Annotated in this window: 22 protein-coding genes; 10 read left to right on the forward strand and 12 right to left on the reverse strand. The window is 60.3% G+C overall.

Annotated features, from left to right (window positions below; genetic code table 11):
* The first annotated feature begins 63 nt into the window (after positions 1-63).
* Positions 64-2,349 (forward strand): NADP-dependent malic enzyme, encoded by a 2,286-nt coding sequence (locus FHT87_RS10205; RefSeq protein WP_183727959.1) that lies wholly within the window; start codon positions 64-66, stop codon positions 2,347-2,349.
* Positions 2,350-2,394: 45 nt separating this feature from the next.
* Here the strand turns inward: FHT87_RS10205 and FHT87_RS10210 are convergent, their stop codons facing one another.
* The 6 genes from FHT87_RS10210 to FHT87_RS10235 form a co-directional block, all read right to left on the reverse strand.
* Positions 2,395-3,030: a VOC family protein gene (locus FHT87_RS10210; protein ID WP_183727961.1), complete on the reverse strand. Its 636-nt coding sequence runs from the start codon at positions 3,028-3,030 to the stop codon at positions 2,395-2,397.
* Positions 3,031-3,156: 126 nt separating this feature from the next.
* Positions 3,157-4,032: a GNAT family N-acetyltransferase gene (locus tag FHT87_RS10215; protein ID WP_183727963.1), complete on the reverse strand. Its 876-nt coding sequence runs from the start codon at positions 4,030-4,032 to the stop codon at positions 3,157-3,159.
* Positions 4,033-4,141: 109 nt separating this feature from the next.
* The gene (locus FHT87_RS10220; RefSeq protein WP_183801522.1) at positions 4,142-6,373 is read right to left on the reverse strand and encodes an ATP-binding protein; all 2,232 of its coding nucleotides are present in this window, start codon (positions 6,371-6,373) and stop codon (positions 4,142-4,144) included.
* 55 nt (positions 6,374-6,428) lie between these two features.
* Positions 6,429-6,935, reverse strand: coding sequence for a signal peptidase II (gene lspA / locus FHT87_RS10225; protein ID WP_183727967.1), 507 nt, complete (start codon positions 6,933-6,935; stop codon positions 6,429-6,431).
* Positions 6,932-7,789 carry an RNA methyltransferase gene (locus FHT87_RS10230; protein WP_183801525.1) on the reverse strand — a complete coding sequence of 286 codons (858 nt, stop codon included), beginning with the start codon at positions 7,787-7,789 and terminating at the stop codon, positions 6,932-6,934. Before FHT87_RS10230 ends, lspA begins: the two co-directional genes overlap by 4 nt.
* Positions 7,786-8,883 carry a class I SAM-dependent methyltransferase gene (locus tag FHT87_RS10235; RefSeq protein ID WP_183801528.1) on the reverse strand — a complete coding sequence of 366 codons (1,098 nt, stop codon included), beginning with the start codon at positions 8,881-8,883 and terminating at the stop codon, positions 7,786-7,788. The genes FHT87_RS10230 and FHT87_RS10235 overlap by 4 nt, the downstream gene beginning before the upstream one ends.
* A gap of 115 nt (positions 8,884-8,998) precedes the next feature.
* Between FHT87_RS10235 and FHT87_RS10240 the strand changes: the two genes are divergently transcribed.
* Both FHT87_RS10240 and FHT87_RS10245 read left to right on the forward strand, forming a co-directional pair.
* Entirely contained in the window at positions 8,999-9,451 is a 453-nt protein-coding gene (locus FHT87_RS10240) for a carbon monoxide dehydrogenase subunit G (RefSeq protein WP_183727973.1), read from the forward strand.
* A gap of 147 nt (positions 9,452-9,598) precedes the next feature.
* Positions 9,599-10,042 carry a GNAT family N-acetyltransferase gene (locus FHT87_RS10245; protein WP_183801531.1) on the forward strand — a complete coding sequence of 148 codons (444 nt, stop codon included), beginning with the start codon at positions 9,599-9,601 and terminating at the stop codon, positions 10,040-10,042.
* A gap of 6 nt (positions 10,043-10,048) precedes the next feature.
* On the opposite strand, the gene FHT87_RS10250 is transcribed toward FHT87_RS10245, so the two are convergent.
* From FHT87_RS10250 to sppA, 3 genes are all read right to left on the reverse strand, one after another.
* Positions 10,049-10,381, reverse strand: coding sequence for a LapA family protein (locus tag FHT87_RS10250; RefSeq protein WP_183801534.1), 333 nt, complete (start codon positions 10,379-10,381; stop codon positions 10,049-10,051).
* 100 nt (positions 10,382-10,481) lie between these two features.
* Positions 10,482-10,781 (reverse strand): integration host factor subunit beta, encoded by a 300-nt coding sequence (locus FHT87_RS10255; protein WP_003544934.1) that lies wholly within the window; start codon positions 10,779-10,781, stop codon positions 10,482-10,484.
* A 30-nt stretch (positions 10,782-10,811) separates the two neighbouring features.
* A complete protein-coding gene (sppA, locus tag FHT87_RS10260) occupies positions 10,812-11,762 on the reverse strand; it encodes a signal peptide peptidase SppA (RefSeq protein ID WP_183727979.1) in 951 nt (316 codons plus the stop codon).
* A gap of 219 nt (positions 11,763-11,981) precedes the next feature.
* Here sppA and lptC point away from each other — a divergent pair, with 219 nt between their 5' ends.
* The 6 genes from lptC to ptsN all read left to right on the forward strand — a co-directional run bounded on the left by lptC (position 11,982) and on the right by ptsN (position 17,277).
* On the forward strand, positions 11,982-12,647 hold the full coding sequence (lptC, locus tag FHT87_RS10265; RefSeq protein WP_183801537.1) for an LPS export ABC transporter periplasmic protein LptC: 666 nt from the start codon (positions 11,982-11,984) through the stop codon (positions 12,645-12,647).
* Positions 12,648-12,660: 13 nt separating this feature from the next.
* Positions 12,661-13,311, forward strand: a complete 651-nt coding sequence (locus tag FHT87_RS10270) for an LptA/OstA family protein (RefSeq protein ID WP_183801541.1) — start codon at positions 12,661-12,663, stop codon at positions 13,309-13,311.
* Positions 13,312-13,327: 16 nt separating this feature from the next.
* The gene (gene lptB / locus FHT87_RS10275; RefSeq protein ID WP_183801544.1) at positions 13,328-14,131 is read left to right on the forward strand and encodes an LPS export ABC transporter ATP-binding protein; all 804 of its coding nucleotides are present in this window, start codon (positions 13,328-13,330) and stop codon (positions 14,129-14,131) included.
* Positions 14,132-14,287: 156 nt separating this feature from the next.
* Positions 14,288-15,835, forward strand: coding sequence for an RNA polymerase factor sigma-54 (gene rpoN, locus FHT87_RS10280; protein ID WP_183801547.1), 1,548 nt, complete (start codon positions 14,288-14,290; stop codon positions 15,833-15,835).
* Positions 15,836-16,158: 323 nt separating this feature from the next.
* The gene (gene raiA / locus FHT87_RS10285) at positions 16,159-16,740 is read left to right on the forward strand and encodes a ribosome-associated translation inhibitor RaiA (RefSeq protein WP_183729185.1); all 582 of its coding nucleotides are present in this window, start codon (positions 16,159-16,161) and stop codon (positions 16,738-16,740) included.
* A gap of 72 nt (positions 16,741-16,812) precedes the next feature.
* A complete protein-coding gene (gene ptsN, locus FHT87_RS10290; RefSeq protein ID WP_029868958.1) occupies positions 16,813-17,277 on the forward strand; it encodes a PTS IIA-like nitrogen regulatory protein PtsN in 465 nt (154 codons plus the stop codon).
* A 73-nt stretch (positions 17,278-17,350) separates the two neighbouring features.
* On the opposite strand, the gene FHT87_RS10295 is transcribed toward ptsN, so the two are convergent.
* The 3 genes from FHT87_RS10295 to FHT87_RS10305 form a co-directional block, all read right to left on the reverse strand.
* Entirely contained in the window at positions 17,351-19,690 is a 2,340-nt protein-coding gene (locus tag FHT87_RS10295) for a methyl-accepting chemotaxis protein (protein ID WP_183727990.1), read from the reverse strand.
* A 241-nt stretch (positions 19,691-19,931) separates the two neighbouring features.
* Entirely contained in the window at positions 19,932-20,831 is a 900-nt protein-coding gene (locus FHT87_RS10300; RefSeq protein WP_183801550.1) for a ribokinase, read from the reverse strand.
* 44 nt (positions 20,832-20,875) lie between these two features.
* On the reverse strand, positions 20,876-22,099 hold the full coding sequence (locus tag FHT87_RS10305) for a DNA recombination protein RmuC (protein ID WP_183801552.1): 1,224 nt from the start codon (positions 22,097-22,099) through the stop codon (positions 20,876-20,878).
* A 192-nt stretch (positions 22,100-22,291) separates the two neighbouring features.
* Here FHT87_RS10305 and FHT87_RS10310 point away from each other — a divergent pair, with 192 nt between their 5' ends.
* Positions 22,292-23,791 carry a globin-coupled sensor protein gene (locus FHT87_RS10310; RefSeq protein WP_183801555.1) on the forward strand — a complete coding sequence of 500 codons (1,500 nt, stop codon included), beginning with the start codon at positions 22,292-22,294 and terminating at the stop codon, positions 23,789-23,791.
* The last annotated feature ends 88 nt before the right edge of the window (positions 23,792-23,879 follow it).

The raw sequence follows: 23,879 nt of genomic DNA on the forward strand, positions 1-23,879 counted from the left end.
GCTATAGATGACAACAGCAATTGGGAAAGAGGAAAACGTCACCCACAGACGTTTGGAGGAGGTATGTCCCAGATGAAGAAGAAAGAACGGCCGGTGACCTCTGTTACCGACACGGAAGCGCTTGAGTTTCATGCGATGGGTCGGCCAGGCAAGCTGGAGATCAACCCGACCAAGCCGATGGCGACGCAGCGCGACCTCTCGCTGGCCTATTCACCTGGTGTCGCAGTGCCGGTCAAGGCGATCGCCACCGATCCGGCCACTGCCTATGACTACACGACCCGCGGCAATATGGTTGCCGTCATTTCCAACGGCACGGCCATTCTCGGCCTCGGCAATCTGGGGGCGCTTGCCTCCAAGCCGGTCATGGAAGGCAAGTCCGTCCTCTTCAAGCGTTTCGCCGATGTCGATTCGATCGACCTTGAAGTCGACACGGAAAATGTCGACGAGTTCATCAACTGCGTGCGCTTCCTCGGCCCGTCCTTCGGCGGCATCAATCTGGAGGACATCAAGGCGCCGGACTGTTTCGTCATCGAAAGCCGCCTGCGCGAGCTGATGGATATTCCCGTATTCCATGACGACCAGCACGGCACGGCAATCATTGCCGCTGCCGGCCTCATCAATGCGCTGGAGCTGACAGGCCGCGATCTCAAGACCACCAAGCTCGTCTGCAACGGCGCCGGTGCTGCCGCCATCGCCTGCGTCGAGCTCATCAAGTCGATGGGTTTTGCGCCTGAGAACATCATCCTTTGCGATACCAAGGGTGTCATCTATCAGGGCCGCACCGAAGGCATGAACCAGTGGAAATCGGCCCATGCGGCAAAGACCGATACCCGCACGCTTGAAGAGGCCATGAAGGGTGCGGACGTCGTTCTTGGCCTGTCACAGAAGGGGGCCTTCTCCGAGGAAATGATCCGCTCCATGGCCGACCGGCCGATCATCTTCGCCATGGCCAATCCCGATCCGGAAATCACGCCAGAGGAAGTTTCCCGCATTCGTGACGATGCCATTATGGCGACCGGTCGTTCGGACTACCCGAACCAGGTCAACAACGTGCTGGGCTTTCCGTATATCTTCCGCGGCGCCCTCGACGTCCGCGCCACGACCATCAATGACGCGATGAAGATCGCTGCCGTGAAGGCGCTCGCAAGCCTCGCCCGTGAGGACGTGCCCGATGATGTCGCGGCCGCCTATCAGGGCAACCGTCCGCGCTTCGGCGCTCAATATATCATCCCGGTTCCCTTCGATCCGCGCTTGATCTCCGCCATTCCGGCGGCCGTTGCCGAAGCGGCGATCGAAAGTGGCGTCGCCCGCAAGATCATCAGCGATATGGCCGGCTACAAGCGAGAGCTGTCGGCCCGCCGTGATCCGATCGCCTCCACGCTCGCCAGCCTCTATGAGCGCGTCCGCCGTCATCCGAAACGTGTGGTCTTCGCCGAGGCCGAAGAGGAACAGGTGCTGCGCGCCGCCCTGTCCTACGCCAACCAGCAGCTCGGCACCGCCATTCTGCTCGGCCGTGAGGATTTGATCCGGGCGACTGCCGAGCGTGCCGGCATCGATCTCAATCGTCCGGGCCTTGAGATCGTCAACGCCCGTATCTCGACACGGGTCGACGCCTATATCGACTATCTCTATGCCCGCCTGCAGCGCAAAGGCTATCTGCACCGCGACGTGCAGCGCCTCATCCATAATGACCGCAACCATTTTGCGGCGACCATGGTGGCGCTTGGCGATGCCGACGGCATGGTGACGGGTATTACCCGCAATTATTCGACCGCGCTTGAGGACGTGCGCCGCTGCATCGACCAGAAGCCCGGCCATCGTGTGATCGGCGTGTCGATCGCGCTTTGCCGCGGCCGTACGGTCTTCGTTGCCGACACCGCGGTTCACGATATGCCGACGGCTGAGGAACTGGCCGATATTGCCGAGGAGGCCGCCGGCCTCGCGCGCCGCATGGGCTACCAGCCGCGCATCGCAATGCTTGCCTATTCCACCTTCGGCCATCCCTCGGGCGAACGTTCCGAGCGTGTCCGCGAGGCCGTGAAGATCCTAGACAAGCGCCGCGTCGATTTCGAATATGATGGTGAAATGTCTGCTGACGTGGCTCTGAACCGTAAGGCGATGGAGCAATATCCCTTCTGCCGTCTTTCCGGCCCGGCCAACGTCCTCGTCATGCCGGCATTCCACTCGGCATCGATTTCGACGAAGATGCTGCAGGAACTCGGCGGCTCGACGGTCATCGGCCCCATCCTCGTCGGCCTCGACAAGGCAGTGCAGATCACCTCGATGGGTGCCAAGGACAGCGATATCGTCAACATGGCTGCGATCGCGGCCTATGGCGCCGGTTCCTGATTGACGGAGAGGGCGGAGCGCGCATCCGGTTCGCCCTCGAATGCTCTAGCCCGCAAAGGCAATCAGGTTCTCATCCGGATCGCGGACGATGAAGGTTCTGGCACCCCAGGGCTCTAGTCTCAATGGCTGATGAAACGGAACATTCTTTGCTGTGTATTCGAGAAACAACGTCTTTACATCATCAAGCGTTATCGTCGCTGAAAGGATATCCTTCTCCCGTTGACGAAGCTCCGGATGGAAAGCCGGCAGTTCGACGCGGCGAAGGTTCAGCCTCGCTGCGCCGCGAGCGACTTGCGCATAGAAGGGCGGTTCGCCGTAGATGAAGGCGATGTCGAAGCCGAGCTTTTGTGAGTAGAAATCGCAGGCGGCCTGGATATTGCTCACGAAAAGCTGCGGCTGCGCGTCGATGAGCGTCGGTTCGGAGGCGAGTTTCTGTTCCGCTGTTGTACTCATATCGGTGAGTCCTTTTTTCAGCGCCGGCCAGCTTTCAAATCCCTCTTGCGCCGCCACGAGTTCCTGTGCATCCGCAAGCTTGAACTCAAGCGCGAGGATTTGCTGGTCACTGAGATGACTGTAGCGGGTAAGCCAATAGCGGATCTCGGCGGCGACAGGATAGTAGCGATCCTGATGCCACCGCTTGAACTGCTTGGCTTTCTTCTTGAGGTTTTCCAGATTCGGCATGGCGCAAGGTTTTGATCTTGTAGGCGGGCATAGCCCAGCCGGCACCATTGCCGATGCGCCCTACTGAAAACGCCATAAGAGAATGAATGGATCGCTGTTGGCCGTCAAGCGACGGCTATGCTGCGATTAGCTGGCGAAACGGCCCGCGTCTGCGCCGTAATAGTTCAAATAGCGATCGGAAATGCTGGATATCGGCAGCACGATCAGCACGTCGGTCGTGTTGAAGGCCTGGTCGACCACTGCGCTGGAACCAACCATGGCGCCGAGGCGCAGGTAACCCTTGATCAGCGGCGGCAGCGCCATCAATGCCCTTTTCGGATTGACGCCTTCAGCCGGCATCAGGTCCATATCGCGTGCCAGATGCGGCAGTGCGCCAACGGCCCATTCATCCTTGGCAAGCACATTGTGATAAAGGAACGAAAGAGCCAGCGCGTGGCTTTCCGGGTGAACCCCCGGGAAGGAGGCGCAGCCGAACATGGCGCTCATGCCATGCTTCAGCGCATAAGCCCAGTTGCCCTGCCAGAGCAGTTCGACCGTGCGTTTGGTGCGGTATTCCGGCAGCACGCAGGAGCGCCCGAGTTCCATGAAGCGCTTGTCGGGATGACGGGCAATCAGTTCGTCGATCGCAAATTCGGAAGCCGAGTAAAAACCGCCATTGGCCATGGCGATTTCCTGCCTGAGCAGGCGGTAGGTACCGACGATCTGGTCTTCGGCATCGCCATCGATCGAGCGGTCGAGAACCAGAAGATGGTCGCAGAAAGCGTCATAGGCATCGAAGTCGCGCTCGCGGCGCATGGCGTCCGCCGGCAACTGAGCTTTCATCTCCTCGACGAAAACGCGGTAGCGCACGGCCTGTGCGGCATCGATTTCGCGTGCACTGCGGGCAAGGCGGGTCTCGAGGTTGCCGATGCGGCCGAGAACATCGTGTTCCTTCGGGGCGGCAGCCGTCGACGGCCGGGAGGCCTCGGCGGTAGCGTCACAATTGAGGATGTCAACAGACATGGCGATTCTCCCGTTGCCGGCTTATCACACGCCATAAAACACTTATATGCGACAGGAAAGTGACATACCGAATTTTGTGCACGCAAGAAACGTGCCGGTTTCTCCAGCTTCAGCGCGCCTCAGCGCGGCGGGCTGAAAGAGCAACGACCGCCTGTACCTCGGTGAGCAGCCTGACCGGATCTACCGGTTTTACCATGACGCGATTGGCGCCGTTGAGCAAGACCTGTCGCCGCGATTCGTCGCTCTTATCCGCAGTCAGAACGATGACCGGAACCGGCTGAAGATCGAGCCGCCGTTCGTGTCCGCGAAGGCGTCCGAGCATGTCGATACCGTTGCCGCCGGGCATGGAAAGATCGCTGATGATGATGTCGGGTCGATCGTCACCGAGCGCGCTGTCCAGCAGAGATTCGAAATCCTCGACATGCCGGACCGAATGGCCGCCCTTTTCCAGCATGACACGCACCAGCATGGCGTTGATCGGGTCGTCCTCGCCGAGCAGGATGGAGAGTCCGTCGCCGGTCGCCGTGCGCTCTGCGACCGAGAGGCCGATGCCCGGTTGGTTGTCGTTCAGCGCGTCGCGCTTTTCCATGCCGCGCATGCGCCCGCGCAGGACGTCGATCAGCGACTGTTCGCGCAGCGGTCGGATCAGCCACGCATCGAAGAGGTCGAGCGAATGCGAGTTGCGCTCTTCCGGATTGACGAGCAGCACCTTGCGCAGGCCGAGCGCTGCAATCTCCGTGCGATCGGCGATATGCAGCGAAAACTCCTCGGACATGCGGTGGTCGACGATGATATCGGTCGGCCGGTCGCCGCTACGGGCAAGCGACAGCAGGCTTTCGCGCGCCGCCTCGCCGCCGGCGACCAGATGGCAGCGCCCCCCGAGCGTCGTGATCGTCTCGGCGATCGCCGTGCGAGCCGCACCCGCCGGGGCAAGCAGCACGATACTATTTCCTGCCAGCAATGTATTCCGGCTCGTGGTATCTTCCTCGGAGAGCTCGGCCGGGAAGCGGATGGTGAACTGGCTGCCCTTGCCCCTTTCGCTTGCAACTGCCAGCGAACCGCCGAACTCGCGCAGGATGCGGGCGGAGATCGCAAGGCCGAGGCCCGTGCCATTGCTCTTCTGGACAAGGCTGCCGCCCTGCTCGAATTCACCGAATATGCGCGCCTGCTCCTCCGCGGTCATACCGGGTCCGGTATCGGTCACCGATATCAGCAATTCGTTGGCCGCTCTTGAGACACGGATGAAGACGCCGCCGGCCTGCGTGAACTTCACCGCATTGCCGATGACGTTGAAAAGCACCTGCCGCAGGCGCGCCGGATCGAAGCTCATCAGCTCCGGCACGTCGGAAGAGACGGTCGCACCGATTTCGATGCCTTTCTCATGAGCGCGATGAGCCAGCATCTCCACAACGCTCTCGACGAGTTTACGCAAGGATTCCGATCGTGGGCGGAGTTGGAAACGGCCGACCTCAATGGTCGAGAAGTCGAGCAGATCCTCGACGAGCTGGGTCAACGCATGGCCGGACTGACGGATACTGGCGAGATAATTCTGCTGTTCCTGCGTCAGCTTCGTTTCGGAAATCAGATGTGCCATGCCGAGAATGCCTGATAGAGGCGTGCGGATTTCATGGCTGACGGTGGCGAGCAGCCGCGATTTGGCGGCGCTGTTATATTCGGCCTTCTGCCGGGCTTCCTCGCGGCCTTCGGCGGCAAGCCGCTCTTCGGTCACATCGCGCGCGATGCTCTGCAGAAGCAGGCGCCCGTTTGCCGGGTCGCGGGTCACGACATCGCGCCAGAGAAAGATGCGCTGGCCGGCCGGAGTGGAAATCTCCACGTCGTAACGATGCGGCAGCGGGCCGGGGCGGAAGGCAAGGCCGATCTCTTCGCAGGTCTGGCCTTCGGGTTTTGCGCGCCCCGTGAGGCGGCGGAACGTCTCGTTGGCGCCAATGATGCGCCGGTCCATCATGCGGGTGACGACGATATCGTCGAGCACGTCATGGACCATGCCGAGCAGGCCGGTCGCATCGACGTGTTCCGGCGTCTCCGGGCCGCGGCCGCCGGACCTGTTTCCGGTCCTGAAAAGAAGAGCAAGATAACCTGCAATGGCAGCAATCAGGATGAGGCCGAGGCCAGCCATGAGCGGACCGCCCCAGTGGGAAAGCAGCAGCAGCAGGATCGCCGAAAGAAGACCCGATCCGCCGAGCCAGTGGAAGATCAATGGATGCCGGGAGCGAAGAAGAGCCGGCGACAATTCACCCGCCGTGCGGCCCTGATAGGCCCTATCGGCGGCTCCGCCGAATGCGGCGGACAATCGTTCCTGTAGCTGCGCCATACTCTGCATGCAATACAGCTAACATATCGCCCGTTCCGAATGTTTTCAGGAATCCGCTAAAAATTTAGCGATCCGCCTTTTTCGGCTTTTGCAGCATCTCGTCGAGGATGACGCAGCCGGCGCCGACGGTGATGAAGCTGTCGGCCAGATTGAAGACGGCGAAGGACCAGGTTTCCGTATGGAAGAGAATGTAGTCGATCACATGCCCATAGGCGAAACGGTCGATGAGATTGCCGATCGCCCCCGCGATGATGAGCGCATAGCCAAGATGCGCCAGCCAGCGATCCTTGGACGTGCGATGCCAGAGATAAAGCACGAAGGCGACGATGATCAGGCGCATGCCGACGATGAACCAGCCATCCATGCCCGACAGCATCGAGAAGGCGACGCCGAGATTATAGGTGCGGTAGAGCGCCAGCATCGGAATGACGGGCACGGCTTCCTGCAGCGGCAGGTAGAGGTCGACGGCAATCTTGATGATCTGGTCGAGGAGAACGGCGACCAAGATGAAGATCAGGATTGGCAGGGGTCGCGAGAAGAGCGCCGGGCGCACGGTCGTCTGGTCGGTCATTTGCCCTCGGACAGTGAGAGGAGATGGCGGCGTGCCTCGAAAAGCATGACGGCGGTGGCAACGGCCAGATTGAGGGAATCGGCGCGGCCCTGCTGCGGAATGCGGGCAAGCGCATCCGCCTCCCTGGCGAGCTGATCCGGCAGGCCGGATTGTTCGTTGCCCATCAGCAGTACGACCGGCTTCTTCGTGTAATCAATCGTGCGGTAGTCGACCGAGCCGGCAAGGTGGGTCGCAACGACCGAGACGCCGGCCTGTCTCTTCCAGGCGATGAATTCCTCTGCGGTCGCGTGAGCGACCGGAACGGCGAAAACCGAGCCCATCGTGGCGCGCACCGTTTCCAGAGAGAAAGGATCGGTCGTCTCGCCGACAAGGATGACGCCGGACGCACCGGCCGCATCGGCGGTGCGGATGATCGTTCCGAGATTGCCGGGATCGCGCACGCGGTCGAGAGCCACCCAGGTCTCGCCTTCCTTCGGCCGGATATGCTTCAGCGCCCTCCAGCGGTTTTCGAAGATACCGACCACCATCTGCGGATTGTCGCGCCGGGTGATCGAGGAGAGCACCTTTTCGCTGACTTCGAGCACGAGGCCGCCGGAAGCCACCGTCTTTGCTGCCATCTGCTCGACCAGCGGCTTGCCTTTTGCCGCCTTCGCATAGACGAGGGTGCGGATGGTCCAGCCAAGTTCGATCGCATCGATGACAAGCTTCAGGCCTTCGGCCATGAAGGTGCCGCTCTCCTCGCGCGACTTCTTGTTGGTCAGCGCCTTGATATCCTTGATAACAGGATTGGCAAGCGAGGTGACTTCCTTCACTTGCCCGACCTTGCGGGGGCCGCGATCGTGGAATTCGTTCATTTCGGCACCCAGCGGGAAAAGAGAGAGGTGGAAAGCGCGCGACCCGGCGTCTTGCCGTCGAGGCCCGCCTCGCGGATGACGAGTTCGCCGGATTCGACCACCCCGCCGGCGCCGCGCATCGTCTCGCGCATCAACTCGTGGATGGAATAGAAGCTCGCTCGGATCGAGTAGGCCGTCAGCACCAGCCCGAGCGCTTTCGGCGACAGGATTTCACGGCAGATATCCAGCATCAGCGGCAGATGTTCGAACAGATGCCAGACCTCGCCGTTCGGCCCGCGGCCGAATTTCGGCGGGTCGGTGAGGATGATGTCGTACTGGCTGCCGCGGCGCTCCTCGCGCAGGATGAACTTCATCGCATCCTCGCAGATCCAGCGGATCGGCAGCTTCTCCATGCGCCCCAGCGCCTGGTTTTCGCGCGCCCAGCCGATCGCCTTCTTCGAGGCATCGACATGGGTGACCTCTGCACCGGCCGCTGCGGCAACCAGCGAGGCGACGCCCGTATAACCGAAGAGGTTCAATACCTTCAGCGGACGGCCGGCGCTCTCCACTTGGTTCTTCATCCAGCTCCAGTGAACGATCTGCTCGGGAAAGACGCCGACGTGACGGAAAGAGGTGAAGCGGCCGAAGAAATCGACACCGAGCAGATTGAGCGGCCAGGTTTCGCCAAGCGCTTCCTTCGGAAAACGCCAGCGTCCCGTGCCCTCTTCATCCGTATCTCCGGTGAAGACGGCATCGACCTTTTCCCAGACATGATCGGGCAGCGACGGCTGCCACAGCGCCTGACCTTCGGGCCGGACGATCCGGTAGGGGCCGTATTGCTCGAGCTTCTGGCCGTTGCCGCTGTCGATCAGATGGAAATCGCCCGCACCCATCGTCTCCAAGATGACAGGCACGCGCTCGGCCGGCCGGTCGCCAGTACGGACCGTCAACGGACGTTCGATTGCGGCCGGAACCGCTGCCGGTGGACGCTGATTCCGCGCAGGGGCGGCCTTTGCCGTCGGCTTTTCCGATCTTGCCGGCCGCGCATCGGCGCGGCGTCCGCCGGAAGGGCCTGCCGCCGTCTTCGCGCCGGGCCGGCGTTCTCTTTGTTTCAACGTGGTCTTCCGCGTCTTAAATTCGATTGAGCCAGTGCAAATAGCATCCTGTCCGACCTTGGCAAAGCGCTTTCCCATCATGATATGGTCCAGCTATGGAAATGGGGAATTGCTGATGGACCTGATCGGGGAGGAACGCATCGCCGCGTCGCGGGATGTCGTGTGGGCGGCCATGAACGATCCCGATATCATCAGGCAATGCATCCCCGGCTGCCAGAGTGTGGAAAAACTGTCGCCGACGCAATTCCTGGCAACTGTCAAAGTCGGCTTCGGCCTGTTTTCAGTGACCTTCAACGGCGAGATCAGACTGTCGAATGTCGACGCGCCGCGCAGTTACACCATCGCCGCGGAAGGGCGGGGCGGCATTGCCGGCTTCGCCAAAGGAGAGGCCGATGTTACCTTGGTCGATGAGGGGCTGCATACTCTTCTGCGCTATGAAGCCGACGGCGATACCGGAGGCCGAATTGCTGAGATCGGCAGCCGGTTGATCCGTGCCACGCTGGAAAAGCTCGCTCGTCGCTTCTGGGGAAATTTCAATGCTGCCGTTGTCGAAAAGGCTGCAGGCTAGAGCGCCGTGCGTCCATTCGGACGCACAAAGGACGCTCTACCTCTTTGAATCTACGCATCAGGCTTTCCGAAAATCGATTCCGATTTTCGGGCCGATGCTGTAGCTCGAAGACTTGGCATCCCTGATAATCCCTTTTACGCAAGACCGATGAGCTGGAAAATCCGACCAAACCGCCCCGAAGATGTGATGCAGCTTGCTGACATCTACCTGTCCGTCCGGCGCCAGACCTTTACCTGGGTCGATCCCGGCAATTTTTATCAGGAAGATTTTGCCGCCCATACGAATGGCGAGATCGTTTCCGTCTGCGAGGGAGAAGATGGGAGAATAGCCGGTTTCATCTCGATCTGGGCGGCGGATGATTTCATCCACATGCTCTACATTCTGCCCGAGTTTCAGGGCAAAGGCGCGGGAACCGCCTTGCTGCAATCGCTTCCCGCCTGGCCAAAGCACCCGTATCGGCTGAAATGCCTCGTCAATAACCGCCACGCCAAGGCCTTCTATCTGGCACATGGCTTTCAGGTCACCGGCAGGGGCGCCTCGACCGAAGGCGATTATGAAGAGCTGAGTTTCGTTCCGTCGTCAGGGGAATAGAAGCAATCACCGCGAGGGCAACTGCCCGGCGATCTGTTCCGCACGCGTCTTGTGGCGGTCTGCTTCGCCTTGCCAGCGGATCGCTTCCCTGGCTTCGAGGCGGGCGCGCTTGCGGTGTTTGCTCTGGTTGAACCAGGTCGCGGCCGAGCCCACCAGCATGCCGAGGATGAAGGCAATCAGCAGGAAAACGAAGAAGGGCGCGGCGAGGGAAAGAACCTGATCTTCCGGCCGGAACGGATTGAAGGCGAGCGTCACACTCTGCCGGTTGGCAACGCAGAAGATGATCAGGATGACGCCAAGCGGCAGTAAAATCAAAAGGTTGACAATCTTCTTGGTCATGTCGTTCTCCGCGCCGGTTTGGCGAAGGCAAGCTTCATGGGCGCCAGAATAGACGTGCGGCGACGAAGTTCAAGTGCGGCTTGATGCCCGTCTCCGAGGATCAATCCTCTTCGTCGGCCTGGCCAGGGTTCAGGCGCTCGCGCAGTTCCTTGCCGGTCTTGAAGAAGGGAACCCACTTCTCCTCGACGAAGACAGTATCGCCGGTGCGCGGGTTACGGCCGGAGCGGGAAGGGCGGTTCTTGACCGAAAACGCGCCGAAGCCGCGCAGTTCGACGCGGTTGCCGGCAGCAAGCGCATCAGTGATCTCGTCGAGGACCGCATTGACGATATTTTCCACATCACGATGGTAGAGGTGCGGATTGCGTGCCGCAACAATCTGCACCAATTCGGACTTGATCACGGTCGCCCCCTTAAATTATTGATTTCTTATTCAATCCTGGCCAACCTGCCAAACTGAAAGCAGCCCGTCAAGGAGCAACTTTGGGGGCAGGATGCCGTTGAGATCCTGGCCTTTGACAAGATCACCATAACCAAGGATCGTAATCAACCGCGAAACAGCCCCTGCGAGCAGGAAGGGCGTGCTGCTCTTCTTGTCCCAGTCAACGACCGGCAGTTTGTCGCTGACGTTCCGGGAGGTCAGATAGGCGCGGATTTCGGGCTCCCCACCGACCGCATCGATGAGTTTCACCTTCAGCGCCTGCCGGCCCGTATAGATCGTGCCGTCTGCAAGCTTCAGCACTTCCTCGTGCGGCAATTTGCGCCTGTTGGCAACGAGATTGACGAACCAGTCGTAGCTGTCGAGAACCATGTTGCGGATCATGGTCTTGGCTTCCTCGCTGGTGTCGTGGAACGGCGAGGGCTCGGCCTTGAGCGGGGAGGATTTGATCTCCTGCAGCGAGACGCCGAGCTTGTCGAGCAGCGGTCGAACCTGCGGATACTGGAAAATGACGCCGATCGAGCCGGTGATCGAGCTTTCGCCGGCAATGATCGTATCGCCAGCCGTCGCGATCATGTACCCCGCAGAGGCTGCAAGCGTCCTGACGTCGGAGACGACGGGCTTTTTCTCCGCAATCGCCCGGATCGCCTTGAATATCTTCTCACCGCCATAGGTCGTTCCGCCGGGCGAAGAGATCGAGATCACGACTGCTTTGGCCTGATCGTTGTCCTTGATCTTTTCCAGCCGCTCGAGCAGCTCGTCGTCATCGGTGATCAGGCCGGAGATTGTCACATGGGCGATATGGGGCCGCGCGGTGCTGCTTTCGCCGAAGGCAAAACTGTAAAGCGCAAAGCCGAGCGCAACGAGCAGCACGACCGCGACAAGGCGCCAGAAGCCAAGCCTGCGGCGCAGCAGCCGGCGGTCTGCGATGATCGAGCTGTCCATTCCAACCTCCAGAGACGAAACCCAACGGCGGTATTCCGCTGGGGAGATAAGGCGCAAGCTTCCCCGGGAAAATGCCTGGAAACCTGCTATTTTCGGTTTAGTTGCTTGTTGCAGAAAAAAATCCATATTGGCAAGCCAATGTAATAATGCGAAACGAACTGTGATTGGCGCCCGGCATTGCTATATAAGCGGCACGATCATCACAAACGGACCAGGCATATGCTCGATACCCTCAGGAACAACGGGAAGCCCGCATACGCAGGGCCAAAGGACAGCGCCTATGGCCTTGCCCGGTTCCATTCCGCGCGTGTCCGCCGCCTCAAGTTTTTGCTGCCCGTCGCAGCCCTCATCATTTCCCTCATCTTCGTCGCCGTCTCGGTGATCCGCACTTACCTGCCGGAAACCATCAAGATCGAGGGTGCCAAGATCGAGAATGGCAAGGTCGTGATGGAAAAGCCGGCCATTGCCGGCCGCAACTCCGATGGCATTAATTATTCGATGCTCGCCGAACGCGCGCTGCAGGATATCCGCAATCCAGACCTCATCACGCTGGAGACGATCAAGGCTGCGGTGCCGATGAATGACGGCCTGATGGCCCGTGTCACGGCGACGACTGCGGATTTCAACCGCGCCACCGACAACCTGCACATGACGGCGCCGTTCACGCTCGTTTTGAGCAGCGGTCTCGTTGCGAATTTCCAATCCGCACACCTTGATATCAAGGGCGGAAACATGTCGACGGACGAACCCGTCAGAATTACCAAGGACAATGCTTCGATTGTTGCGCGGTCGATGAATATAACCGATAAGGGGCGCGTGATCACATTCGAGGGGAATGTTCGCATGAATGTTGAATCATCCACCATCCACAAACAGGGCACCTAAAGAGCCGGGTCAAATGACAAAAGATTGTCGCATTTCAACTCGTAAGACTGGCGTAGCTTTCATCACCGGCGCACTTGCCTTCGTCCTTTCGGTCGCGGGGGCGGCCGCTCAGTCGACGACGATGCCTGGGATGAAACTTTCCAGCGACCAGCCGATCCAGATTGAAAGCAACAAGCTGGAAATCCATGATCAGGAACACACGGCGCTCTTCACCGGCGACGTCAAGGTCGTTCAGGGGACGACGACCCTGCAGGCCGGCAAGATGACGGTCTACTACAAGGACAAGTCGAAGCAGCCGGCGGCGGGTGATGCTGCCACCACGCCGGCACTTGCTGCGGAGACGGCTCCGGCCGCGGCGGGACAATCGAACTCGCTTGCCTCTGGTAGTGCCGATATCGACAAGATCCTGGTGACCGATAAGGTTTACCTGACCTCGGGCACGCAGACGGCAACCGCCGATGACGGCAATTTCGATATGACCTCGCAGGTCTTCATCCTTACGGGTAAGAAAGTCGTTCTGACCGATGGCCCGAACGTCTTTACCGGCTGCCAGCTCACCGTTCACATGGCGACCGGTCAGGCGGAGCTTGAAAGCTGCGGTGGTCGCGTTCAGATTCAGCTCGATCCAAAATCGCAGCCGAGTCAGCAGCCAAAGCAGAATTGAGAAGTCGGCCTTTCACGTGAAGTTATTCTCGTTATCCACCAAGTCCGGTAGCGCCGCGTCGGAAGCCGCGGCCGCTCCTGTCGATAAGGCCCGTTATCAGGGCACGCTGATCGCGCGCGGTCTGACCAAGACCTACGCGACGAGGCGCGTCGTCAATGGCGTTTCACTCGTCGTGCGACGTGGTGAGGCGGTCGGTCTCTTGGGGCCGAACGGCGCCGGCAAGACGACCTGTTTCTACATGATCACCGGCCTCGTGCCGGTCGATGAGGGAACGATCGAAATCGACGGCAACGATGTGACGACGATGCCGATGTATCGCCGCTCACGCCTCGGCGTCGGCTACCTGCCGCAGGAAGCCTCGATCTTCCGTGGGCTCACAGTGGAGGAGAATATCCGCGCCGTCCTCGAGGTCCATGAAAAGGACAAGGCGGCGCGCGAGCGCAAGCTCGACGAATTGCTTGAGGAGTTTCACATCGCCAAGCTCCGCAAGAGTGCGGCCGTGGCTCTCTCGGGCGGTGAGCGCCGACGCCTGGAAATTGCTCGTGCGCTTGCGACCGACCCGACTTTCATGCTGCTCGACGAACCCTTTGCCGGTGTCGACCCGATCTCGGTTGCCGATATTCAGAACCTCGTGCATCATTTGACGGCACGCGGTATCGGTGTTTTGATCACCGACCACAATGTGCGTGAGACGCTGGGACTGATCGACCGGGCCTATATCATTCATGCCGGCGAAGTGCTGACGCATGGGCGTGCGAACGACATCGTCAACAATCCGGAAGTGCGGCGGCTTTATCTGGGCGACAATTTCAGTCTCTGAACCAATCCGGGGCGACAGAAAATTACGGCTGCGGTATAGGTTCCGCTTGACCAAATAGGATAAAAAGGCAATTTTTGGGCCAACTTGGATTTCCGTGGCCTGAAAACTTGATCGGGCGCGGTTTCCTGGAGGAGTCGAGGGAGTTTCGCGTCCGCCATGGCCCTGTCTGCCAATCTTTTTCTGCGACAGAACCAGTCCCTGGTGATGACACCGCAACTGATGCAGTCCATCCAGTTGCTGCAGATGACGCATGTCGAACTCACGCAATTTATCGCCCAGGAAGTGGAGAAGAATCCGCTCCTTGAATTCCCGTCGGGCGAAGGTGAGTCCGGCGAACGTGGCGAAGCTGCCGACGAACCCCACCCCCCGCAATCGGAGGATGCGGGCGACGGCGATTATGAAGGCCGCGACGAAACGCTTTCCGCCGACTGGTACGACAATGGCAGCCCGAGCCGGCTGAGCGATGAGCTGGACGCCAATTACACCAATGTCTTCCCGGATGACGGGGCGCCGCAGCGGCTTGATGCCCCGGAACTCGTCAGCCAGTGGAAGTCGATGCCAGGCAGCGCCGAAGGTGCTGACAATTACGATCTTGATGATTTTGTCGCCGGCCAAGTGTCCCTGCGCGATCATCTTGCCCAGCAGATACCCTTTGTGTTGCCCGATATGGCTGATCGCCTCGTCGCCCAGAATTTGGTCGATCAGCTTGACGATGCGGGCTATCTGCAGGCAGATGTCGCCGAAGCCGGCGAGCGTCTCGGTACTGATGCAGAAGATATCGAGCGTGTGCTCTCGGCACTGCAGACGCTCGATCCGCCAGGCGTCTTTGCCCGCAATCTCGCCGAATGCCTGGCGATTCAGCTCCGCCAGAAGGATCGTTACGATCCCGCCATGCAGGCGCTGGTCGAAAATCTCGAATTGCTGGCACGGCGTGACTTCGCCACGCTGAAGCGCCTCTGTGGCGTCGATGAGGAAGACCTGCTCGACATGCTCGCAGAAATCCGCCAGCTCAATCCGAAGCCCGGCGGCGGTTTCGAGGCCGGCGTTTCAGAGGCGATCATGCCCGATGTTGTGGTCCGCCCCTCCTCGGATGGTGGCTGGCTGGTCGAGCTCAATCCGGATACGCTGCCACGGGTCCTCGTCAACCAGTCCTATTTTTCGCACGTAGCGAAGAACGGCGAGGATCATGCCTTCCTCTCCGAATGCCTGCAGAGCGCCAACTGGCTGACGCGCAGCCTCGACCAGCGCGCCAAGACCATCATGAAGGTGGCGAGCGAGATCGTGCGCCAGCAGGATGCCTTCCTGTTGCACGGCGTCGATCATCTGCGGCCGCTGAACCTGAAGACAGTGGCCGAGGCGATCAAGATGCATGAATCGACGGTCAGCCGCGTCACCTCGAATAAGTACATGCTGACGCCGCGCGGGCTCTTCGAGCTCAAATATTTCTTCACGGTTTCGATCAGCGCCGTCGAGGGCGGTGACAGCCATTCGGCTGAAGCAGTCCGCCACAAGATTCGCACGCTGATCCTGCAGGAAAACCCCGATGCGGTGCTTTCCGACGACGACATCGTCGATATGCTCAAGAAGGGTGGGATCGATCTTGCCCGCCGTACGGTCGCCAAATACCGCGAGGCGATGAACATCGCCTCTTCTGTCCAACGCCGTAGGGAAAAGCGAGCGCTGGCCAAGGTCGCTGGTTTCTGATTTGCAATGCTTGGGCGAGTCATTGATCGCCGCCTGGAGCCGCTGATGGCGGAGGCGTCCCCATTTTATGGGATTTTCACTGCACGTTTTCCGCGTATACTAGACATCGCTTTGGTGGGCTATTGACTTTCCGGGAGGCCGTCGCTAGAAGCCCGCCGCAATCGGAGCAGCGAAGGGCATCCGGGCATTATCCCCATCATCCTCAAGGCACCAGGGACACGCAGACTTGAGCTCATCTTGCTTGAGATTGCGCGAAGTGCTTGGATGAGGTTGAGGCTTGGCGTAAACTGATACTCGCAAACGACCATAAGAAGGGAAACTCCATGAGTGTGCGTGTATCCGGTAAACATATGGAAATTGGTGACTCCTTCCGTCAAAAGATCGAGGACCAAATTGGTTTGGCCGTCACGAAATACTTCGACGGGGGATATTCCGGTCAGGTGATCGTGGAAAAGTCGAATTCTCGTTTTTCCGCTGATTGCAAGCTTCATCTCGATAGCGGCGTCGTGCTGCATGCAGCAGGCGAGGCCATGGATCCGCAGATTGCCTTTGATGCGGCATCCGAGCGTATCGAGAAGCGCCTGCGCCGCTACAAGCGGAAGCTCAAGGATCACCACTCCGGAAATCATCTGAACGGCAGCGGCTTTGCAGAAGTCGCCTACACGGTCATGGACGCGGTTCCCGATCATGAAGACGAGGTCCCGGACGATTTCGCTCCGGCTATCGTCGCCGAAAGTACGAAGCAGCTGAAGACGATGTCCGTCGCAACCGCCGTCATGGCGCTCGACATGACCGACGAGCCGCTTCTCCTGTTCCGCAGCCCCGGCAAAGAACAGCTCAACATCGTTTACCGTCGTCACGACGGAAATATTGGCTGGATCGATTCGGCCAATATCAAAGGCTGAGATCAGGGCGAGGGAGTGGCGCAGGGCGCGGCTCCCTCGGAAGCTTGGTCTTGGCGACAGAAGGAAAAAGAAATGGCATTGGCAGATTTGCTGCACCAGGATGCGATCATTCCCGCCCTCAGGGTAAATTCCAAGAAACAGTTGCTTCAGGAATTGGCAGCAAAAGCCTCCAGGACTACGGGGCTTTCCGAACGGGAAATCTTCGATGTGATCCTGCAGCGTGAACGCCTGGGCTCGACCGGCGTCGGCAACGGCATCGCCATTCCCCACGGCAAGCTCGTCAATATTCACTCTATCGTCGGTATTTTCGCCCGGCTTGAACAGCCGGTCGATTTCGAAGCGCTGGACGACCAGCCGGTCGATCTGGTGTTCCTGCTGCTGGCGCCGGAAGGCGCCGGCGCCGATCACCTGAAGGCGCTTTCGCGCATCGCGCGCGTGCTGCGCGATCATGATCTGGTCGCCAAGCTGCGCGCGACCGACTCCGCCTCGGCGATTTATGCCTTCCTCAACGAAGAGCAGACGTCGAACGCTGCCTGAAGCTGGCGATCTATCCGGAATGCAAAAGGCGCCCGAGTGATCAGGCGCCTTTTTCTTGTTATGCGACCAGCAATCAGAACTCTTCCCAATTGTCCTGGGCCACAGCGGCCGAGCCGCGGGACTGGGCAACGGCCCGGCGCGGTGCCGGAGCAGCGGCGCGTGGTGTCGGCGCAGCCGGTGCGCGCATCTGCTGTGCGGTGGAGCGCAGTGCTGCCGCGGCATTGCCCTGGCTGGAGACACGGAAACGGGTGACCAGTGTTTTCAGCGTCTGAGCCTCGTCGTTCAGTGTCACGCTGGCTGCGGTGGTTTCTTCCACCATCGCGGCGTTCTGCTGCGTGACCTGATCCATCTGGTTCACGGCTTGGTTGATCTCCTTCAGGCCGACGGCCTGTTCGCTGGCCGAAGCTGAGATCTGGCGGATGAGACCGTTGATGCCCATCACCTGCTCGGCAATCTTGTGTAGCGTCTCGCCGGCGCGCCCGACGAGATCGACGCCTTCCTTGACCTGGACGGCTGAGGTGTTGATCAGCGTCTTGATCTCCTTGGCGGCATTCGCCGAACGCTGGGCGAGTTCCCGGACTTCCTGCGCGACGACTGCAAAGCCCTTGCCGGCTTCACCGGCGCGCGCAGCCTCGACACCAGCGTTCAGAGCCAAGAGGTTCGTCTGGAAGGCGATTTCGTCGATGACGCCGATGATGCGCGAAACTTCCGTCGACGACTGTTCGATACCGTGCATGGAGGCAATCGCCTTCTGCACCACTTCACCTGATTTCTCGGCGTCTTCGCAGGCGAGATTGACGTTGTCAGCGGCCGTCCGGGCGTTCTCGGCGCTGGAATTGACCTGGGCGGTCAGCTCGTTGAGCGCTGCCGCCGTCTCTTCCAGGCTTGCCGCCTGCTGCTCGGTGCGCTTGGCAAGGTCGGAGGCGCTATTGCTGATTTCGCCCGTACCGGAGCCGATATTGACGACGCTGAGGCTCATCGTATTGATGGTTTCCTCGAGGCTTGCCAGAGCGGCATTGAAGTCTTGCTTCAGCTTGCCGTATTCGCCGGGGAATTCCTCTGTAATGCGGTGGCCGAGATTACCCTGTGACAGTTCGGAAAGGCCTGCACCGACGATCGAGACGATGTGACGCTGCAGGTTGACCGATTGTTGGCGTTCCGATTCCGAGCGACCGCGTTCGGTTTCGGCCGCGAGGCGCTGATTGTCGGCCTCGGCTTCGAGACGCCGCGTATCGGCAAGCGCGAAGCGGAAGCCTTCGAGAGCCTTGGCGACCGAGCCGATTTCATCGGCACGGTTCTGGCCGGCAACCGTTTCGTCGTATTTTCCGTCGCTCAGCGCCTTGACGCTGGAAACGAGGCCAGCGAGCGGACGCTGAACCAGCGAGCGGACGGCGAAGTAAAGGGCGAGCAGCACGGCGCCGAGCACGATGATGCCGTTGATGACCATCATGAAGGTCTGGTCCTGAACCGGCGCATTCATCGCCGTGTGCGGGACGTCGACCAGCACGACCCAGTTGGCGTTCAGGCCGGGAACGGCGAAGGGATAGACGACACGGTCGAAGGGATCGAGGCCATCGAAGCTGAGGTTCTTGACGAGGCCGACCTTCATGGAGGAAAGCGCAGCCTTCACGTCAGCCGAGCCAGGATTGTCGCCATAAGGCTTCGACATCAGGTCGGGGGTCGGAGCGACGATCCAATTGCCGTTCTGGGCGATCAGCGTCACACGGCCGGAGCCGAAGGGGCGCAGCGCCTGCACCTTATCGGTGAGCGACTTCAGCGAAATATCGACGCCTTCCACGCCGATCATCTTGCCGCCGGACATGACCGGATAGGCAATCGAGGTCAGCAGCGTGGGAACGTCGGTGCCTTCGGCGAGGTAGGGCGCGGTGATCGCGCCCTTGCCGCTATCGGCAGCAAGCTTCCACCATTCGGCGGTGTAATCGTTGTCGAAGGTCGAGAACTGGATGTCGCCGGTCCTGGTCTTCGACCAGTAGGGCGTAAAGGCGCCGACCTTGTTGGTGCCTTCGTCGTTGTTGTTGGCGATTTCCGTGGTCTTGCCGTCGAAGGCGCCAAGCTGCTCGCAGAACCAGCTGCCGAAGGCGAAAGCGTTCTGTTCGAGATTGGCCTTCAAAATGCTGATGATGCCCTTGCGGTCGAGGATCTTGCCTTCATGCCCGCGTCCGACGACGCCCGACATGGTGCGGGCAGCGCTCGCGAGCTCCCCGACATTGGCTGCAATCTCATTGGCGATCGATTTGGCTTCCGAGTTAGCCTGATCCAGCGTCAGGGTCTGGACGCGGTTACGGGTCTGGTCGATGAGGAAGAGGTTCGAAACGACAAGCACCAGTGCAATGGCGGCGCCGGTAATGACGATGAGCTTCGCCGCAAGCGATTTCATTCTGAAAATGAACATAGGTTCCTCGGGGCAAGGACGCACCGAAGGGCCATTCTCCGGCGCAGCGGGTAAGGCACGCTCTATCATGGAGCTGCCATTGGGGGTGACCGCCTCGACGATGAGCGAGGCGGTGATCGCCCGAAGGATCGCCAGAAACCTCTTAAATTTGAATGAAATTCTATATGTCTCGGCAGCAAATCCTGCACGCTGCCCCAAAATTAGGGGTCGTGTTTCATGGCCAGTTCGCAGCTGGACTGGACTATATTCTGTCTGCGACCTCGGCTGCGAGCGGAATGGAGGGCTGAGCGCCCGGCTTCAGGCAAGCGAGCGAACCGGCGACCGCTGCGCGGCGCAGCGCCGAGTCGAAATCCAGCCCCTCATCGAGGCTTGCGGCGAAGTAGCCGCAGAACGTATCGCCTGCTCCGACAGTGTCGACAGGTTCGATGATCAGGCCTTGCGCGCGAGAAATCTTGCCACCCCGGATCGCGATGACCCCATCGCCGCCGAGCGTGACGATCAAGGTCTGGCCGGTTTCCGCATGCAGGCGCTCCAATGCCGCCTCGCGATCGTCGGCAGTCATGTTTTCCTGTCCCGCCAGCCGCTCGAACTCGGTCTCATTGGCAATGACGATATCGGCAAGCCGGCCGAGACGCGGGGCATCCGGAATGAGCGGCGCAAGATTGAGAATGCTGGTGACGCCCTTGGCGCGAGAGGCGGCAAGCGCACGCTCGACCGCCTCGACCGGGACTTCGAGCTGCAGCATCAGTATGTCGCCCTCGTCCATGGCGCTGACGGCGGCCTCGGCGCTGTCGCCGTTGACTTTGCCGTTCGCACCGGGAATGACGGCGATCATGTTCTCGCCGTCGCCGCCGACGAGAATGAGGGCTATGCCGGTCGGTCCCTCGACATGGCTGACGAGGGAAAGATCAGTGCCGGCGCCATCGAGCAGTTCAAGGGCGCCCTCGGCAAAGGCATCCTTGCCGACAGCGCCCGCCATATGGACATAGCGGCCCGCGCGTCGGGCAGCGAGCGCCTGATTGGCGCCCTTGCCGCCGGCGGCCGTTGCGAAGCTGTTGCCGGCAACCGTTTCGCCGGGCTTCGGCAGGCGCTCGGTGGTGGCGATGAGGTCCATGTTGATGGAGCCGAAAACTGTGATCATGGCATGTCCGTCCCTTGCTTCGGGCCGCGACACTGCCGAAGCGATCACTCCTCGTCAACCACCCTGAGCTTGAGCAACCCAGTTCGGCTTTCGACCGATTTCGCCATCGGCTCGTCCTCGCGGGCCTGTTTGCCGTCACCGCTCGCTTCAAATTCCAGCGCCTCGATCTTCGCGCCGCGCTTGGTGAGCTTGTCCGCCGAGGTAATGATCTGGTCCACGTCGCGCTGCGTCTGGGAAAAATGTCCTTGCAGCTTGCGCACGCGTTCGTCGAGCCGGCCGAGATCGTCCATGAGGAGGGCGACTTCGCCCTGGATGACGTGCGCCTGTGCCCGCATGCGCTGGTCTTTCAGAACGGCCTGGATGACCTGGATTGACAGCATCAAGAGCGAAGGCGAGACGATGACGACACGTGCGCGGTGAGCCTTCTGCACGATCGCCTCGAAATTCTCGTGAATTTCAGCGAAGATCGATTCCGAGGGAACGAAGAGGAAAGCCGTGTCCTGCGTCTCTCCCTGGATCAGATATTTCTCGGAAATATCCTTGATATGGACTTCCATGTCTCGGCGAAACTGCTGGGCGGCAAGCTTGCCCGCATCCGGTCCGCCTGCATCGCGGATCGCGTTCCACGCTTCGAGCGGAAATTTGGCATCGATGACGAGCGGCGGTGCTCCGTTCGGCATTCGGATCGTGCAGTCCGGTCGCGAGCCGTTGGAAAGCGTCTGCTGGAAGGCATAGGCGCCCATAGGCAGGCCATCGGCGACGATCGTTTCCATGCGGGACTGGCCGAAGGCTCCGCGCGTCTGCTTGTTGGAAAGAATGGCCTGCAGCCCGACGACATCCTTGGCGAGCGTCTGGATATTGTTCTGGGCGACATCGATCACCGCCAGGCGCTCCTGCAGCTTCTGCAGGTTGTCATGCGTCGATTTGGTCTGCTCGGTCAGCGTCGAGTTCATGCGTTGCGACATGCCGTCGAGCCGCTGATTGATCGCCTGATTGAGCTCGGCCTGCCGTGCACCAAAGACTTCCGTCATGGTCGAGATGCGCCCCTGCATCTCGGCCTGAATTTTCAGAAGTTCGGCCATGCGCGCTTCGCTTTCTGCAGCGCGAAGATTGGCCTCTTCTGCCTCTTCGCGACGAATGCCGGCGCTGCGCAGCGCAAACACGATCGTCACGAGAATGATGACGGCGAGCGCACCGCCAGCGAGCGCAAGCACGCCAGGGCTCAGTATGGGCAGGGAAATGGTGAGTGAGTCGGGTGTCATGGTCATACCACAACATAACAAAATGGCCGGCGATATCCAGATCAAAACGTGAACAGTCCACGCTGGCCTTTTCAGTGCTATCCAGCTACTTCGCTGTAACAGAAGAAAAATTAGCGATGCGTTTAACGATTGCTCAACCATATTCGCCAAATCTGGCGTCGTTATCCCCTCCGCATTCGCGCCAGATAGAGATCGTCCATGACTCCCCAGCAGACCGACAATGCCCTCAGGCAGCGCCTTGACTTCATTGAGCTTGACGATGAGGCGCGCAAGAACCTGCGGGAGCTGCGGCCGGCGATCTCGGAGCTTCTCGGCGGCGCACTAGACAAATTTTACGGCAAGCTTGCAAAGACCCCGGCTGTCGCAGGCTTTTTCTCCGACAGGGCTCATATGGGCCACGCCAAGAAGCGTCAGCAGGAGCATTGGGGCAATCTTTCTGGCGGCAATTTCGACGAGCGCTATGTGAGCGGCGTCACGGCCGTCGGCCGCACCCATGCCCGCATCGGCCTGGAGCCGCGCTGGCATATCGGCGGTTATGCGCTTGTCATGTCGGAGCTCGTCCGCGGCCTGATGGAAAAGCAGTGGCCATCGCTCTTTGCCCGCCAGCAGGGAAAGGCGCTCGCCGAAAAGCTGACTGCCGTCATCAAGGCGGCGATGCTCGACATGGATTATTCCATCTCCGTCTATCTCCAGGCGCTCGAGGAAAAACGCCACGCGCTGGAACAAGAACGTGCCCGCTCCGAAGCCGATCAGGCGCTGGCGCTGGAACATCTGCGCCGCGGCCTCGAAGCGCTGTCGCGCGGCGATCTCGAAGCAACGCTTCCCTCGGATCTGCCCGGTAATTTTCGTGAGATGGCAGAGGATTATAACAGGGCTGTCAGCGCCCTTCGTGATTCTTTCACTTCCGTCCGCGCGACCTCCAGCTACATTCTCGAAGGTGCCGATGTGATGTCCAAGGCGACGGACGATCTCGCCTTGCGCACCGCGCAGCAGGCAGCCGGCGTCGAAGAAAGCTCGGCCGCGCTGCAGCAGCTCTCCGTCAGCGTCAGCCAGACCGCCGCCAATGCCGAGAAGGCGTCTGGCGCCGTGCGCGAAACGCAGGAGAAAGCCAAGAATTCCGGCGAACTCGTCACCAGCGCCGTTTCGGCCATGGCCGGCATCGAGAAGTCTTCCACCGAGATCGCCAAGATCATCGGCGTCATCGATGAGATCGCTTTCCAGACCAACCTGCTGGCGCTGAACGCCGGCGTCGAAGCCGCCCGTGCCGGTGATGCAGGCAAGGGCTTCGCCGTCGTCGCGCAGGAGGTTCGTCAGCTTGCCCAGCGCACGGCCGATGCCGCCAAGGAGATCAAGAACCTGATCTCTGAAAGCTCCACGCAGGTGAACGAGGGCGTCAACATCGTCAGCAGCACCGGTGAGGCGCTGAGCGACATGATCAGCCGCATCGACATCATCAACAGCTTCGTTGCAGATATCGCCGCCGCTGCGCGCGATCAGGCGACCGGCGTCAACGAGGTGAGCGTGGCGATCCGCAATATGGACACCATCACCCAGCAGAATTCTGGCATGGTCGAGCGTACGTCCGCCGAAACCCGCAGGCTGAAGGATGAGGTCGAAAACCTCATTGAGCTGCTGCAGCGTTTCCGCGCACGCGCCGAAGGCCGTCAGGTTGCGGGTGCCGCTCGCCGCGCAGCCTGACAATCCGGACAAAAACCGGGCAGCCGCTGCAAAAAACCGCAATCCCTGCCCAGCGGATGATTCCCTAGTGTGAAAAGATGGGTTATGG

Source organism: Rhizobium sp. BK316 (assembly GCF_014193695.1).
Taxonomy (GTDB): domain Bacteria; phylum Pseudomonadota; class Alphaproteobacteria; order Rhizobiales; family Rhizobiaceae; genus Rhizobium.